Here is a 14203-nt window from a genome sequence, read left to right on the forward strand (position 1 = left end):
GCTCCCACTAGCAATTTGTTCATGCCGTGAGCATAATGGGTTCGGTGATGCCGTCAACTGCCACGGACCTTCGCCAGGCCAATCTGACCCGAGCCCTCCGCGCCATCCACACAGCAGAAGCTGACCTGACCCGCGCACAGCTTGCTCGTGAGCTCACCTGTACCAGGGCGACAGCTGCGGCGTTGGCAGCGGATCTGCAGGACCTCGGCCTGATCACGGTGTCGGAGACCGAACTGACGCGACGAAGGGGTCGCCCCAGCACCCGGCTGACGCCGGCTGCCACCGGACCGGCAGTGATCGCGGTGGAAATCGGGGTGACGTGCGTGCGGCTGGCCACCGTCGGTCTGGGTGGGCGCCTGAGCGCTGTCGAAAGCACTGCACTGCAGAATCACGATGTCGACCATGTGCTCGGCCTGGCGAGAGACATGCTTCGCGAGCGACTGCGGTCGACCCCACAACCATGCGTCGGCGTGGGAATCGCTGTCCACGGACTCGTCGACCAGCTCTCCATGACCTTGGTCTCTGCGCCGAATCTCGGCTGGGACGACACCGACGTTGTCGCACAGCTCGATCTACCGCCCGGCCTGCCGGTGCGGATGGACAACGTCGCCCACTTGTCAGCGCTGGCCGAGTCCAGCCGCGGGCGCGGACGCGGCTTCGCCACGGTTCTCTACCTGCATGCCGCTGTCGGGCTGGGCGGGGCCCTGGTCCTGGACGGCCATCCGGTCCGCGGACGGCGGGGCTTCGCGGGTGAATTCGGTCACCTGCCCTTGGGCCGGAGCGAGCAACCGTGCCGGTGCGGCGGCTGGGGATGCTGGGAACTCGACGTGGATCAGCCGGCGCTGGCCCGCGCGGCGGGACGGCCGTACACCGCTCGTACGGTCGCGACGGTCGCCCGCAAAGTCCTGGCCGACTCGACCCGTGGCGACCAAGAGGCAAGGTCGGCCGTCGACCAGGTGTCGGCACTGCTCGGGCGGGGGATCGGGGCCTTGATCAACGTTCACGATCCCGATCTGGTCGTGCTCGCCTGCCATGCCGCCGACCTGCTGGCCAGTTCTCCGCAGATCGTTGTCGAGCAGGCTCGGCGTGGTTCGATGAGCGCACACCGACCCGCGCTGCCGCCGATCGAGCCGGCTGCTCTGGATGCCGACGGTGCGCTGGTCGGCGCGGCGGACTCGCTCTTCGACTTCCTCGTGGAATCGCCCACCGCGCTGACAGGCCGTACGGCGGCCTCGGCCGCCCCTCTCGATCGGCTGCCCTCATGACCGCAGTGAGCTACGCAGCGGAGCTGCAGTTCGCGTTCGATTTCGTCAGCCGCTCCGTCCGGGAGATTCTGCGCACCGCGGAGCAGGCGTACCGAATCGACACCAAGCGCGATGGCACGGTCGTCACGTCGGCGGACCTGGAGATCAACCGATCGTTCATCGAACACGTCGTCGATCGCTTTCCCGGGGACAGCGTGCTCGGCGAAGAAGCCAGTCACTCCGCCGCGGGCGGCAACGGTCGCACCTGGGTGATCGATCCGATCGACGGCACTCAGCAGTTCATCCTCGGAGTCCCGGTCTTCATGACCTCGATCGCGCTCGTCGTCGCCGGCCGACCGGTTCTCGGTGTGCTCTCGAACCCGTCGACCCGCGACCTGTACTGGGCAACGACCGGCGGTGGCGCTTTCCGGAACGGAACCGCGATTCACGTCTCGACCCGCGACGGCCGTACCGAACCGCTCACTCTGGTCGGCGCCGGCGCCATGCCCACCCCGGCCGGCCTCGATGCCGACACCTTGCTGGAGACTTTCGTCTCGCCCACCTTCCGAACCACCGCGCACCGATTCCCCTGGCCGACGGTCTTCTCCGGCTGCAAGGTCGCAGAAGGTACCTGGGACGCAGATCTCTACGACAGCACCGGGGCCCATGACGTCGCCGCCATCTGCATCCTCGTCAGGGAAGCCGGAGGCACAGTCACGAATCGACACGGCGCAGACCAGCGCTACGACACAGCCGTCGACGGCTGCGTCTCCTCCAACGGAGCCCAACACTCCACGCTGGTCCGGCACTGGGCGGACGTCCGGCATCAGCCGCCCGCGCACGGTGCAGATCGAAGCTCGAAGCTCTGATCGGTTTCAACCTTGCCGCGGGCGGAAGACGCTCATCTTCGGTCTCCTCCCTGGCAGGACCCAGGCGAGCCTGACCTGCGCCGGAGTAGCGCCCAGCCCCGCTGCTGAAAGCTGCGGAGCCGCGGACCGGTCAGCGACCAGCCCGGTCCCGGCGGTTCGACCGGACGAGACCGACGGCGGCCGCAAGAAGCCCGATCGATCCGAAGATCACCCCGATCGCCCCCTGCGCGACCTTGCCCTGGACAGCCAGATAGGTGCCGACGGCCACGAAAAGACACCCGAGCAGTAACAAGCCCCAGATCCTCATGGCCGGACTCTACTCACCGCTGAGGTCTCGTCCGAGCCTTTCAATCCGACGAACAAATGCTTGCGCGTCCGGCTTCGCCTGTCGGCGGCCCGGCTCGGTTCGAGCAGGCCTTGTGCCTCGTCGTGCGCAGTTGATCGACACCCGCAAGCGTCCGGCCTGATGTCGAGCGTGGCGTGGCATGGTGGAGTCGAGCGCCCCGGTCGATCATCCGGATCCGGCGTGGGGTGACGCGAGTCAGGAGAATGTCGATGGGGAGTTCTCTGGGTGCCGTCGTGCTGAACGTGTCGGACATCGGCCGGGCAGCGCAGTTCTGGGGCCAGGCGCTGCACTATTCACCCGATCCAGACAACCCCGCCTTCCTGGCTCCGGACGCGGGTGGCGGTCCGCGGCTGCATCTGGACACCGACGACCGGACCCATTTGGATCTTTGGGTCGACCGGACCGGCTCTGATCTCCAGACGGAACCTCCTCTGGCTGCAGGCCTGCCCGTGGTCTGAGCAGCCTCAGCGGGGTGGCTGTGAGATTGCCAGGGCTGGGCCGGTCGCTGACCGATCCGGACTTCCAGCGGGGCACAGAAGACCCAGCTGGAGTTCGCCCAGGAGCGCGCGGAACCCTTGATCGGGCACCAAGCCGCCCAGCAGTTCCTGGTCTTGGAGAACGGGCTCCTGTACGTCCCCGCCGGTACCGGCGCAGGATCTCTGGCCTGGCTCGTCGACTTCCTGGTAATAGCCGTCGTCGCATGCGCCGGCCTGGCCGGCATCTCCTACGTCAACGTCGATTCGGGCCTGTCGGACCACCGCCCGGCCAAGCGTCGCACTCGTCCGCACCCGTGGCCGGACGAGATCGCCCCGCAGCGCGGGGGCGGGAGGACACCAAAGCCCCTGACCAAGGAGCTGTCGCCGTCGGCGAACGGTCAGGGGTCAGCGGACTGGAGCGACACCAGGTGAACTGTCCTTGACGCCGGCGAGCCGTTGCAGCTTCGCCTCGGCCGGCGATCCCGGTTTCGCCGAGTACACGATCAGCAGTTGCTCGTCGTCGTCCGGGTGGTAGAGCGTCTCGTAGTCGAGCTCGAGCTTGCCGACGTCCGGATGATCGAACCGTTTCACGCCGAATCTCTTGCGGCGCACCGTGTGCAGCTCCCACTGCTCGCGGAAGTCAGGGTGGCGCTCGCACAGTTCGGCGACCAGTTCGGCCAGTTCCCGGTCGGTCGGATGCCGACCGGCGTCGAGTCGCAGGAATCCGACGGTGTTGCGGACGACCAGTTCCCGGTCCGGGTATCGCCGGCTGACTTCGTCGTTCAGCAGGACGAGGCGGGCGAGGTTGCGTTCGCGGATGGCTAGCGCGGCGAAGTCGGTGATCAGCGCCGCGGCGAGTGCGTTCCACGCCAGGATGTCCATGCGTCTGCCGAGCACGAAAGCCGGGGTGGCGGATCCGATCGCGTGCAGCACCTGCCGCAGTCCGGGTCGCACCTCGGCACGGCGCGGTGCCGGTGCCGCCGGCCGCGCCAACTGGTGGAGGTGGCGACGCTCGTCCTCGGTCAGTCGCAGCGCCGCCGCCAGGCCGTCGAGGACGTTCTCCGACACCCCATCGCAGCGACCCTGCTCGAGCCGCGTGTAGTAGTCGACGCTGATCCCCGCCAAGGTGGCGAGTTCCTCACGCCGTAAGCCGGCGACCCGGCGGAAACCTGGTCCCGTCGGCAGGCCGACATCTGCCGGACTGAGTCGCGCTCGACATGACTTGAGGAAGCCACCGATGTCGGCCATGTGCTCCAGACTATCGACTGATCAGGGTGATTCTGGCGGTCCTAGGGACCAACGCGGCCTGGGCCCGCGCGGTCAGTCGCCTCACGATGGACGCATGAGTCCGATCTCACGACGAGAGGCAATCCTGGGGACCGCGGCCGCCGCGGGTGCCCTCACCACGTCGACCTCGCCGGCCCGGGCCACGGTCGACCGGCCGTACGGCGGGTACGCGCACAACGTCGAGGTTGTCGGCTACAGCGACCTCGACGGCCGGCCGGGGTTCAAGATGGCCGTGCGGCAGCGGCGGGGCCGCTGGTACCTGTACCTCGGGCACTTCTGGCACTCGGGCTGGACGGTGCTGGACGTGACAAGGCCGAGCAGGCCCGAGGTCGCGGCCTTCGTACCAGGCCCGGAGAACACCTGGACGCTGCAGGTCGATCTGCACGACGACCTCATGGTGACGGCACTGGAGCAGGTGTTCCCCAACTTCGGCGGCGATCCGGCCGAGCCGTTCACGGACGGCGTCTACCTGTGGGACATCGCCGATCCGGTACGGCCTCGGAAGCTCGGTCATTTCCGCACCGGCGGCACCGGCACGCACCGCAATCTCTACCCGGGCGGGCGTTATGTGCATCTCGCGGCCGGGATGCCGGGGTATCGCGGCAACATCTACGTCCTGCTCGATGTCGCAAATCCGGCTCGGCCACGGGAGGTGAGCCGATGGTGGGTCAAGGGTCAGCACGAGAGCGAGGAACAGCTGGCGCCGCCAGGTCAGCCGAGCCCGTGCTGCGCGTCCGGACATCAGGTGTCCCTCCACGGACCGCCGTACGTCGCAGGCAGTCTCGTGTACTTGCCCTACGGTGAGGCGGGCCTGATCGTTCTCGACATCTCCGATCCAACCATCCCTCGGCAGATCGGTGGGCTGCCGTTCAGCCCGCCGTTCCACTCGCAGTTCGGCGTGCACGGGGTTCTCCCGCTGCCCGGCCAGGGCATCGCGTTCGTCAACTCCGAGAACGTCACCTACGGCGAAGGCCCGGCCCACCACGCTTCGATCGTGGACATCACCGATCCAACGAAGCCGTTCCTGCTGTCGCTCTTCCCCGAACCGGTTCCGCCACCCGGCGCGCCGTACGCCGACTTCACCACCCGCGGCGGCTGGCGGGGTCCGCACAACATGAATCATCACCAGCACCATCCCGACGTCGCGAGGCAAGGAAATCTGTTCCATCTCGCGCACTTCAACGCCGGCTTACGGATCTACGACGTGTCGAACACCCGACTGGTCCGTGAGGTCGGGTACTTCCTTCCACCTGAACCTCGGCGGCGCTACGGCCCGATGCCCGAGGGTGAGCTCGTCCTGCAAACGGAGGATGTCGTGGTGGACCGGCGCGGTTTCATCTACGTCACCGACAAGAACCAGGGCGTGTGGATCCTGCGCTACCGTCCCGGCCGCTGACCGCCCGGCCAACCGATTCGGATCGACAGATAGTGTCGCCAAGGACATGATACTGTGTCCTTCAGGACAGTTTTGACTGTATCTGATCGGACCCAGGAGGAGTGGCATGAGGACTTGGTTCATCACCGGCGGGACCCCTGGCGGCTTTGGGTTGGTGTTCGCTGACGCTGTGCTGGCGCGCGGTGACCAGGTGGCGATCACCTCGAGGCGCCCTGCGGAGTTGGCCGACTGGGCTGCTCCCCACGGCGAGAACGTCCTTGTGGTCGAGGTCGACGTGACCGATGCCGGTCAGGTGCGAGCTGGGGTTGCCGCAGCCGAGAAGCAGTTCGGTGGGATCGATGTGCTCGTGAACAACGCCGGCCGGGGCTGGTACGGGTCGATCGAGGGGATGCGGCCCGAGGATGTGCGGCGAGTGATGGAGCTGAACTTCTTCGCCGTGCTGGAGGTGACCCGAGCGGTCCTGCCGGGAATGCGAGCCCGGGGTTCCGGCTGGGTCGTGAACATGTCCTCGGTGGCGGGGCTGCGGGGGATTGAGGGCTTCGGGTACTACTCAGCGGCGAAGTTCGCAGTGGAAGCAGTCACTGACGTACTGCGCGCGGAGGTCGCCGAGTTCGGCATCAAGGTGCTGGCCGTCGAGCCGGGCGCCTTCCGCACCCGGGCGTACTCGAATTTCGCCGACGAGCCGCTGCGGGAGACCGTGGATGCCTACCTGCCGCAGTTGGACGTCATCCGCAAAACCATGATCGATCAAGACGGCAACCAGCCCGGCGATCCGGAGCGTGGCGTCCAGGCCGTGCTTCAGGCGATGGACCGGGAATCTCCGCCGCGCCGTCTGGTGCTCGGTAGCGGCGGATTCGATGCCGCCGTCAACACCTTGGCGTCGAACCTCGCCGACATCCGCGCCAGTGAAGCCCTCTCCCGCAGCGCCGATTTCCCTGCCTGAGTCCAGTCAGCGTGGGTGGGTGAGGCCCTCGCGTCGCATGACCTCAGCGGCCGCGATCGCGTCGGCGGTGAAGCGTTTCGTGAGCTCGGTGTACCGGGCGATGTCGCGCGGCGACCAGGTGGCGAGCACCTGGGCGATCATGGCGTCGCCGAGGTCGTAGATGTGCCGGGCGGCCGTCTGCCCCTCGGATGTCAGCGTGATCAAGGTCGAGCGGGTGTCCTCGGGATCAGGGCCGCGCTCGATGAATCCGGCCGCCTCAAGGCGCTTGAGGATCTTGCTGATGTTCGAAGGGCCAGTTCCCATGACCTGGGCAAGATCGCTCGGCCGCATCGGCTGACCGGCCGCCAGATGCCGAAGTGCCGAGTGTGCCGGCTGATCGATCGGCTCACCGCTCGAGGTGAGGATCTCGCTCTGCAGGCCAGGTGACTCCCACAGCAGGATCAGCGCGCTCAGGCTCGCCAGCAACTCCGACCGATATGGGAAATCACGCGCCTCGCGCGGCCGCCGCGGCGACGGATCAACAGGGGCAACCATCCCGGCAGCCTACCGAACTTTCTCGCTCGCTGCAGGAATTCCTTGTCCTGCACGACACGTTATACTGTCCAACAGGACACAAAACCTCAGGAGGCAACATCATGAGTGCAGCCATCACCGAATCCCTGGTCGCCTCGTTCGTCGAGGCGACCAACACCCACGAAGCCGAAGCGCTGGCCGGCCTCTTCGGACCGGAATCGGTAGTGATCGACGACAACACCGAGTACCGCGGCGCCACCCAGATCGCCCAGTGGATCCAGGACCACCAGATCGCTCCGAAAATCACGCTGACCGTCGTCGACTACGACCCCTCAAGCTCGACGCTCACCGCCAACGCGAACGGAGACTTCCCCGGCGGCCCCCTGCCGTTCTCGTTCCGTTTCACCCTGACCGACATCATCGAGCGGCTGGAGGTGACTCCCGCCTGACGGGATCGGTCTCCACTCTCACTGGAGTTCTTCGCTGAGTCGCCCGATGGCCGCTCAGTTACCTACCGGTCCGCGCGACAGCGCGTCAGCGCGAAGCCGGGGGCAGAGCACCACGCTCCCGGCACGCGACGAAGGAGCACGCGTGCCGGGAGCGGGGGAGGTACCACTCCAGCTTGGCCCAAGCCGGTACCGGGTAGCTCCCGAGGAGCCGCCCTCAGCGGGCGGTCCTTCGGAAAGCAGGTACTCCCGGGAGCCGCCCTCGGCGGGCGGTCCTTCGGAAAGCAGGTACTCCCGGGAGCCGCCCTCGGCGGGCGGTCCTTCGGGACCAGGTACTCCCGGCAGCACGGGTGGTCAGCGGACCGTACGAGGACCCGCGAAGCGGTCGACCGTGGCCGGGTTCGGCTTGGTTGGGAGGGTGGCCGGGGTCGGGCGGGTGAGTTCGCGTTGCTTCGTTTCGTACGCCTCTGCGCTCACGCCGGCCTTACGGCTGCCCTCCACGACCGCGTCGTAGGCCTGCCTCGCCAGGATCCGGGCGGTGGGATAGTCGTGCGCGGTCAGCCGGTTCTTGACCTGGCCGATCAGTTGGTCGGCGCGGATCAGGTCGGCGTAGGCGCGATCGGCGTTCGGCATCTTGAGGACCTCCGCGGTCAGCGCGTTCGCGGACTCGTTCGACGCCGCGGCCCGGAACCGGTTCAGGTTGTCGTGGTCGAACTGGCTGAAGTCGTAGTTGACCTGGAGGTAGTTCATCACCGAGTTCACCTCGCCGCCGAGCCAGGCGAAGTACGTTGGTCCGGTCGGTTCGTAGAACTTGTCGGTGATGCTGTCGTACCCGTCCTGCGGGTGCGTCAGCCCGATGTGGTGACCGACCTCGTGGATCATCGTCGAGGTGAGGCCGTATCCCCAGCCGACGAACTGCGGAGACAGCCAGTTGTAGACGAAGCCCGGGCCGCCGTCCTTCCAGTTGTCACCGGCGAAGCCGAGCCACGGCAGGTTTTCGTTCTGGACCGCATAGTTGAACAGCGGCAACTCGTAGTCGACCTTGCCCTGGTCGTCCAGCACCCGGTCGAGTTCGCGCTTGTTCTGCAGGTACATGTTCGCGAACGGCGGCAACTCTGTTTCCGGGTAGCAGGAGACATCTTGCAGCCAGTCCTCCATACACCGCTTGGCCTCACCGTCGTACGGGAGGTCCTGGTGGTCGTACGACAGCTCGATTCCGGGCAGCACCTCGCCGAGCTCGGCGGTGACCAGGTCCGGCTTGATGTACTTGCCGCTGACATCGGTGCCCGGCCAGCCCTCGTACGTGTTGCTGTCGAGGTTGACGGTCTTCGCGTTGCCGACCGTGAGCTCCAGCGGGTACGTCGGTGAAGCGGTGATGAGCTGGTTGACCACGACCGTCCGGAGCAGGCGGCCGAGGTCGGCGGTCAGCTCCGCCTTCTTGCGGTAGCCGTCGTCGGCGTACTCCCAGGCCGGTGGGATCCGATAGTCCGGCTGGTTGTCGCCGTCCAGGTCCGGATTGTCGACATTCCAGCTGCCGGAGAACTGGTCCGGCCCGGCCGAGATGTCGTGGAACCAGACCCGGCGGGTGGCGCCGAGCCCGCTCTCCTCGTCGGCCGCCGTGGTACCGCCCCAGGCGACCATGCCGCGGCTGGCGTACTTGCCCCAGTTCTGCCCGGTGTCGGGGTCCGGCTCGTCGGTCTTGGTGTAGACGTGGAACTTGAAGTCCGGCCGGTCATGCCAGTTGATCAGGTAGACCGTGTTCTCCCGGGTGTCGACCCCGGTCGGCGGGTTGAAGGCGAGCCACTTCTCAACGCTCGGCGCGTCGATGTCGTGGTTGGCCGTGACGTCCAGCTTGTTCTTCTGCTGGGCGTTGTACCTGGCCTGGACCGTGTTCACCTCGGTGGGCCGGGCGAGACTGCTGAGTTGCCGGAAGAACCGGTCCTGGTACGTCTGGTCGGCGAACTTGACCCGGTAGTCGTAGGTGTACTCCAGCCCGACCGTCTCGTGGATCCCCGCGAAATGCAGCCGGGTGATCTGCTGGGGCTGGTGCTTGATCGGCAGCGCCCCACTCAGCGCACCGAGATCGACGCTGTCCCGCTTGTACCCGAGCAGCACCACGTTCAACGGCACTCGCTCGGTGAGCTGGGGCTGCTCTCCTGGCCGCAGGTGCTCGAACTGCGGCGGCGCACCACTGGCCGGTATCGCTGTCGTGATCCCGCCTGTGACCACACCCAGCAGCACCGCACCCACCACTGCTAACCGGCGCCTTCTCATCAGACTCCCTTTCGTCGCATCGGACGGCGGGTGTATAGCACGGCAAACGGTTGCGCTGCGATGCATTAGACCCTGGTCGATCCCACGGTGACCGGGAGGGACCTGAGTCCGCGGAACAACGGGAAAGGGTGCCGGTCGGGGTCGGTGGCGATCAGCGTCAGGGTGAGGCGGCGGAGCACGGCGCCGCTCCCGATTCCGCCTTCAAGCGGGCCAGGGAATCACCGAGGCAACGATGGACCCCGTGGCCGAACGCCAAGTCTGGGATCTCGCGTACCAGGCCCAGGTGGTCCGGGTCGTCGAGCGGCGTGGGTCCCGGTTCGCCGCGGCCCCGCCGTCGCTTACTGAGCTGCAACTCTCGACGGTCAACTGGTCACCACGGTTATCGGAGTACCGGGAGCAGCCGGGCCAGCTTCCCCGGTGGTGACAGGGAGAACCGAACGGCAGCATGAAACACGCTTGAGACCGAGTACTACGCATCGTTCGGCCGGCTGTCCATTGCGGTGGCGAAACTTGAGGCGCTACTGCGAGATCTCGGCAACGCGCTGGGAGTCAGCCTCGAACAGGACTTCGACCGTGGCGTCGAACAGGATCGCGCCGCGATCGGCGGCCACCTGCCGCCGTGGAAGGAGGAGTGGCTGACAGTCGAGGTCATCGCCGACTGGCTGGACGCCGCCACCGCCGTCGTCGCGGACTCGCGCCGACTCGTCCGGGCAGCTTGCGGCGGCCACCTCCCGCCGATTGAGTTCATTGCGCCGGCCGGCGAAGCTGGCAAGATCAGCCACCGCGAGATTGCGCTCGATGAGATCGACGGCGTCGTCGAAGCCTGCAGAGTCAGCCGCCAGCGAGGCGACGACCTGTTGTCCGCTCTGGGTCTACGCCTCGCCGGCGGTGCCACGATCGCAGGCTTCCAAGCGATCGCCTTCACCCTCTACCGCCACGCCCTCGCCCTCGGCGGCCCGGAAGACGCCCGGCCTGGGATGTCGATATTTTGAATGGCGCCTTCATGGGCGACGTAATCTTGCACCTCCCGAACGCTGATTTCTCAACCTGTGAGCAAGACAGCGGCTGGCGAGGGCTGGTCGAATGGTGTTTGCGGCTAGATGCCGCGGTTCGCAGCATCTCGGTTGGCGAGGCCGAGCGCCGTATGTCGGAACCGGACTCGAACGAATACATTGAGGTATGCTGTGACGGAGCCGATCTAAATATGTCGCGGACACGGTCAGACGCCATTGCGCGTATTGGCGTCGAAGTATTCTACAAGCTGCGACAGATTTCATTCACCGAAGCGTCGCATGGATAAGTGCTGAATACCCGGCTGCGAAAAGAAATAGGCAGGCAATCTTTACCTGGGAGCGACTCCCTGTCTACCTGTAGTAGTTGACGCCATCCATACATGTTGCCCGACTTCGCGCAGGTTGGCACACGGTTGCGAGTCAGTTGTCTTGGAACGGTAGCCGATGTAACTGTGCCCTGAGTTTTGGGTTGTGCTCGGCGTGGCGGGTGGTCTGCAGCGGATTCGGTAATAAATCGTCGAACAGTGTGTGGAACTGGACCGCAATTGTCGCCGTGATCGTCTCATCACATTCACTCCAACCCCGCGGAGCCGCATGCGCCGATGTTGGACTGATTCGCGCGGATGCCCACCTTGTGGGCTCGATACGGAAGCGGAGATCTGAGGTCCAACCCAATCATTATCACCGAAGGGGTCGGCGAAGGCGACAGGGAATGGCCTTGGGTCAGCGATCGCCGGCTATGTAGGTTGCGCGCTGTGGAAGGGGACACCGTGGGGTATGGCGCAGAACTGAGCGGCGGCTGTCAGAGTCCGACGAGGCGGTTCGATCGCAGTTGGCGCGGGGGTTGCGGATGGAGCTTGACTATCTGCTACCGCAGGGGAAACGCGGACGTGGGTCACGGGTCGCGGAGTGGTTCACGGCCGCGGTAGATCGGGTGGGGGTGACTTCTGTCGGGACTCCCTGCTGAGGGGTTACCGTCAAAGGGGCTCTTCACAGATGAGGGTGTAGCTGCGAGGGCCGGGTCTTGGGTGACCCCTCTTGCTGTCGTTGGGAGTGAGAGGGCAGCCTTGCACTTTTGGGCCCGCCGCTGAGACCTCTTGTCGGGCCGTGCTGATGCCAGGCTGATCGAGGTGGGTCAACACATCGACACTCCCTCCTTCGGTGTCCGCCCCGGGATGCCCCGCGAACGCCCTCGGTGCCGACGGCCTCGGTTGCTTAGGCATCAGCGCCTTTGGTGGCGGCGGGAGGACTCAGTCGTCGGTGGACGCCTCTGGTCCCGTCGCGGCGTACCGGGCGGCGATGGTGCGGACGGCCTCGTCGACTACCTGAGCGACGCGTTCGGCGCTCACCTCCCAGCCCGGCACTAGGAGTGTTGGCCAGAAGACGTAGTTGGAGATCATGCCCAGGAACTGGGTGGCTGCGAGGTCCACGTCCTCGACCCGCACCGTTCCCGCCTCGTGCTCAGCCAGGAGGTAGCTGCGTACGGACTCGAAGTAGGGCATCTTCCCGTGCGAGAACTGCGCATGGGCCAGCTCGGGGAACCGCGACAGTTCGGCGATGACAATCCGGAACAGGTCGGTCATCTGGGGCCGGCTCAACAGCTCGGCGTAACGGCGACCGATGGCGCTGAGCCCGTCAACGACATTGCCTGCCGGCGGAGGGTCCTCCTCGTCAGCGGTTGACCAGGACTCGGTGACGATGGCGTCGAACAGAACGGCTTTGCTCGGAAATTGCTTGAACAAAGTGGCCCGCGAGACACCCGAGCGCTCTGCGATCCGCGCCAGCGACGTCCGGTCGTAGCCCAACTCGAGGAACAGTGCGGTCGCGGCCGTCACGATCAGCGCGCGCTTTTCCTGGGCGACGCGCTGGTGGTACGTCGGTACGACCCTGCTCATGGCCTGAGTCTACGAGGTGAGTGGCTTGACTCGCCACTGCCGCCAATCTAGTGTCGAGGCAGTGGTGAGTCACTCGGCTCGCCATCGGCCGGCCGTTCATCGCCGATATCCCGGTCGGTCACCCACGTACCGAAGGAACATCTGATGAACCGCTTCGACAACCAGACCGTGCTCGTGACCGGTGGGACCGGTGGCCAGGGATCGAGCCACGTACGCGCCTTTCACGCGGAGGGAGCGAACCTGGTGATCGGCGACATCGACACCGAACGCGGCGCCGCTCTCGCCGACGAGCTCGGGACCCGCGCTCACTTCACCCGCCTCGACGTCACCGACGAGAGTTCGTGGTCCGCCGCTGTGCTAGCCGCCGAGAGCGCCTTCGGCGCCCTGAACGTGCTCGTCAACAACGCGGGCGTCCAGAACCCGCCGGCGCCGATCGAGAACACGGACCAGGCCACGTGGTCGCGCATCCTCGACATCAACCTCACAGGGACCTTCCTCGGCATCAAGGTCGCCGCTCCCGCTCTGCGCCGCGCAACAGGGGGAGCCATCGTCAACATCGCCTCGACGATGGGCCTGGGCGGCACGGCACACTACGCGCCGTACGTCGCCAGCAAGTGGGCCGTGCGAGGCCTCACCCGAACGGCAGCGCTCGAGCTGGGCCGGGACCACATCCGCGTGAACGCCATCCACCCCGGCGTGATCGCGACCCCGTTCATCCACGAACCAGCAGCCGGCGCCGTCGCGGCAATCTCCGACTTCTACTCACCCGAGCCGTTCGCCATCCCCCGGCTTGGAGAGCCGACCGACGGCACCCGGCTTCTCCTGTTCCTCACGTCATCAGACGCGTCGTTCATCACGGGGTCGGAGTACGTCATCGACGGTGGACTCCTCCTCGGGCCCGCCCTTCAGGCCGAGACCGCATGAGCAGTCCAGACACGACCGGATGGAACGACTCCGCACGTGACGCGTCTTTGTCGCACCTGCCCGATCACATCCGGCGAGCCATCGAGATCACACCCGCCGCAGGCACCAGCGAACGGATCATCGACATCACGACGCTGGGGCGCCGCACCGGCCGGCCACGCCGCATCGAGATCTTCTTCTACCGAGTGGCGGGCACCACCTACCTGTGTAGCGGCGCCGGCGGTGCCGCGACCGACTGGCATGCAAACCTTCTCAACAATCCCAACTTCACCTTCCACCTCAAGAACGGGATCCGCGCAGATCTGCCTGCACGGGCCACGCCTGTCACCGACCCAGCTGAACGTCAGGCCGTGCTGGCGGAGATCGTCGCGGATCTCAATCAGCCCCACGACCCCGGCACCATCCGGCCGACCCGGCTCGAAGACTGGGCTGACAGTCGGCTGATGCGCATCAGCTTCTGCCATCAGCCGTGATCGCGGATCCCTCGACAGATGGGGGTGTAGCTGGCGCGGCGGTCCCAGATGGATGTCGAGGTTTCCAGAGGGAAGGCTCCTACACGCTCATTCTGAAAGAACCG

Annotated in this window: 15 protein-coding genes; 10 read left to right on the forward strand and 5 right to left on the reverse strand. The window is 66.3% G+C overall.

What is annotated here, in order from left to right:
* Nucleotides 1-47 precede the first annotated feature (47 nt).
* Together KFLA_RS36550 and KFLA_RS35430 are read left to right on the forward strand one after the other, a co-directional pair.
* Nucleotides 48-1265: an ROK family protein gene (locus KFLA_RS36550; RefSeq protein ID WP_237706849.1), complete on the forward strand. Its 1218-nt coding sequence runs from the start codon at nt 48-50 to the stop codon at nt 1263-1265.
* A complete protein-coding gene (locus KFLA_RS35430; protein ID WP_012919685.1) occupies nt 1262-2113 on the forward strand; it encodes an inositol monophosphatase family protein in 852 nt (283 codons plus the stop codon). The genes KFLA_RS36550 and KFLA_RS35430 overlap by 4 nt, the downstream gene beginning before the upstream one ends.
* 130 nt (nt 2114-2243) lie before the next feature.
* On the opposite strand, the gene KFLA_RS37870 is transcribed toward KFLA_RS35430, so the two are convergent.
* Nucleotides 2244-2420 (reverse strand): hypothetical protein, encoded by a 177-nt coding sequence (locus tag KFLA_RS37870; RefSeq protein ID WP_012919686.1) that lies wholly within the window; start codon nt 2418-2420, stop codon nt 2244-2246.
* Between the two features lie 272 nt (nt 2421-2692).
* Here KFLA_RS37870 and KFLA_RS10080 point away from each other — a divergent pair, with 272 nt between their 5' ends.
* A complete protein-coding gene (locus KFLA_RS10080) occupies nt 2693-2917 on the forward strand; it encodes a VOC family protein (RefSeq protein ID WP_049797301.1) in 225 nt (74 codons plus the stop codon).
* 117 nt (nt 2918-3034) lie between these two features.
* Complete coding sequence (locus tag KFLA_RS10085; RefSeq protein ID WP_012919688.1) at nt 3035-3367, forward strand: hypothetical protein; 333 nt, start codon at nt 3035-3037, stop codon at nt 3365-3367.
* On the opposite strand, the gene KFLA_RS10090 is transcribed toward KFLA_RS10085, so the two are convergent.
* Nucleotides 3341-4183 carry a helix-turn-helix transcriptional regulator gene (locus KFLA_RS10090; RefSeq protein ID WP_012919689.1) on the reverse strand — a complete coding sequence of 281 codons (843 nt, stop codon included), beginning with the start codon at nt 4181-4183 and terminating at the stop codon, nt 3341-3343. The two genes, KFLA_RS10085 and KFLA_RS10090, sit on opposite strands and share 27 nt — an antisense overlap.
* A 94-nt stretch (nt 4184-4277) precedes the next feature.
* Between KFLA_RS10090 and KFLA_RS10095 the strand changes: the two genes are divergently transcribed.
* The gene (locus KFLA_RS10095; protein ID WP_012919690.1) at nt 4278-5618 is read left to right on the forward strand and encodes an LVIVD repeat-containing protein; all 1341 of its coding nucleotides are present in this window, start codon (nt 4278-4280) and stop codon (nt 5616-5618) included.
* A gap of 106 nt (nt 5619-5724) precedes the next feature.
* Nucleotides 5725-6561 (forward strand): SDR family NAD(P)-dependent oxidoreductase, encoded by an 837-nt coding sequence (locus tag KFLA_RS10100; RefSeq protein WP_012919691.1) that lies wholly within the window; start codon nt 5725-5727, stop codon nt 6559-6561.
* Nucleotides 6562-6567: 6 nt separating this feature from the next.
* Here KFLA_RS10100 and KFLA_RS10105 read toward each other — a convergent pair whose 3' ends face one another.
* Entirely contained in the window at nt 6568-7095 is a 528-nt protein-coding gene (locus tag KFLA_RS10105; protein ID WP_012919692.1) for a MarR family winged helix-turn-helix transcriptional regulator, read from the reverse strand.
* Nucleotides 7096-7196: 101 nt separating this feature from the next.
* On the opposite strand from KFLA_RS10105, the gene KFLA_RS10110 reads away from it, so the two are divergent.
* The gene (locus KFLA_RS10110; RefSeq protein ID WP_012919693.1) at nt 7197-7523 is read left to right on the forward strand and encodes a nuclear transport factor 2 family protein; all 327 of its coding nucleotides are present in this window, start codon (nt 7197-7199) and stop codon (nt 7521-7523) included.
* A 351-nt stretch (nt 7524-7874) separates the two neighbouring features.
* Here KFLA_RS10110 and KFLA_RS10115 read toward each other — a convergent pair whose 3' ends face one another.
* Nucleotides 7875-9794, reverse strand: a complete 1920-nt coding sequence (locus tag KFLA_RS10115) for a zinc metalloprotease (protein ID WP_012919694.1) — start codon at nt 9792-9794, stop codon at nt 7875-7877.
* Nucleotides 9795-10294: 500 nt separating this feature from the next.
* Here KFLA_RS10115 and KFLA_RS10125 point away from each other — a divergent pair, with 500 nt between their 5' ends.
* On the forward strand, nt 10295-10786 hold the full coding sequence (locus KFLA_RS10125; protein ID WP_012919695.1) for a hypothetical protein: 492 nt from the start codon (nt 10295-10297) through the stop codon (nt 10784-10786).
* Between the two features lie 1271 nt (nt 10787-12057).
* On the opposite strand, the gene KFLA_RS10130 is transcribed toward KFLA_RS10125, so the two are convergent.
* The gene (locus KFLA_RS10130) at nt 12058-12702 is read right to left on the reverse strand and encodes a TetR/AcrR family transcriptional regulator (RefSeq protein WP_012919696.1); all 645 of its coding nucleotides are present in this window, start codon (nt 12700-12702) and stop codon (nt 12058-12060) included.
* Between the two features lie 144 nt (nt 12703-12846).
* On the opposite strand from KFLA_RS10130, the gene KFLA_RS10135 reads away from it, so the two are divergent.
* A complete protein-coding gene (locus KFLA_RS10135; RefSeq protein WP_012919697.1) occupies nt 12847-13626 on the forward strand; it encodes an SDR family oxidoreductase in 780 nt (259 codons plus the stop codon).
* A complete protein-coding gene (locus KFLA_RS10140) occupies nt 13623-14099 on the forward strand; it encodes a nitroreductase/quinone reductase family protein (protein ID WP_012919698.1) in 477 nt (158 codons plus the stop codon). The genes KFLA_RS10135 and KFLA_RS10140 overlap by 4 nt, the downstream gene beginning before the upstream one ends.
* Nucleotides 14100-14203 lie beyond the last annotated feature (104 nt).

The sequence above is a fragment of the Kribbella flavida DSM 17836 genome (assembly GCF_000024345.1).
GTDB classification, from domain to species: domain Bacteria; phylum Actinomycetota; class Actinomycetes; order Propionibacteriales; family Kribbellaceae; genus Kribbella; species Kribbella flavida.

Coding starts and splice junctions, on each gene's coding strand:
- KFLA_RS36550 (WP_237706849.1), top strand. CDS start 48: ATGCCGTCAACTGCCACGGACCTTCGCCAGGCCAATCTGACCCGAGCC.
- KFLA_RS35430 (WP_012919685.1), top strand. CDS start 1,262: ATGACCGCAGTGAGCTACGCAGCGGAGCTGCAGTTCGCGTTCGATTTC.
- KFLA_RS37870 (WP_012919686.1), bottom strand. CDS start 2,420: ATGAGGATCTGGGGCTTGTTACTGCTCGGGTGTCTTTTCGTGGCCGTC.
- KFLA_RS10090 (WP_012919689.1), bottom strand. CDS start 4,183: ATGGCCGACATCGGTGGCTTCCTCAAGTCATGTCGAGCGCGACTCAGT.
- KFLA_RS10095 (WP_012919690.1), top strand. CDS start 4,278: ATGAGTCCGATCTCACGACGAGAGGCAATCCTGGGGACCGCGGCCGCC.
- KFLA_RS10100 (WP_012919691.1), top strand. CDS start 5,725: ATGAGGACTTGGTTCATCACCGGCGGGACCCCTGGCGGCTTTGGGTTG.
- KFLA_RS10105 (WP_012919692.1), bottom strand. CDS start 7,095: ATGGTTGCCCCTGTTGATCCGTCGCCGCGGCGGCCGCGCGAGGCGCGT.
- KFLA_RS10110 (WP_012919693.1), top strand. CDS start 7,197: ATGAGTGCAGCCATCACCGAATCCCTGGTCGCCTCGTTCGTCGAGGCG.
- KFLA_RS10115 (WP_012919694.1), bottom strand. CDS start 9,794: ATGAGAAGGCGCCGGTTAGCAGTGGTGGGTGCGGTGCTGCTGGGTGTG.
- KFLA_RS10130 (WP_012919696.1), bottom strand. CDS start 12,702: ATGAGCAGGGTCGTACCGACGTACCACCAGCGCGTCGCCCAGGAAAAG.
- KFLA_RS10135 (WP_012919697.1), top strand. CDS start 12,847: ATGAACCGCTTCGACAACCAGACCGTGCTCGTGACCGGTGGGACCGGT.
- KFLA_RS10140 (WP_012919698.1), top strand. CDS start 13,623: ATGAGCAGTCCAGACACGACCGGATGGAACGACTCCGCACGTGACGCG.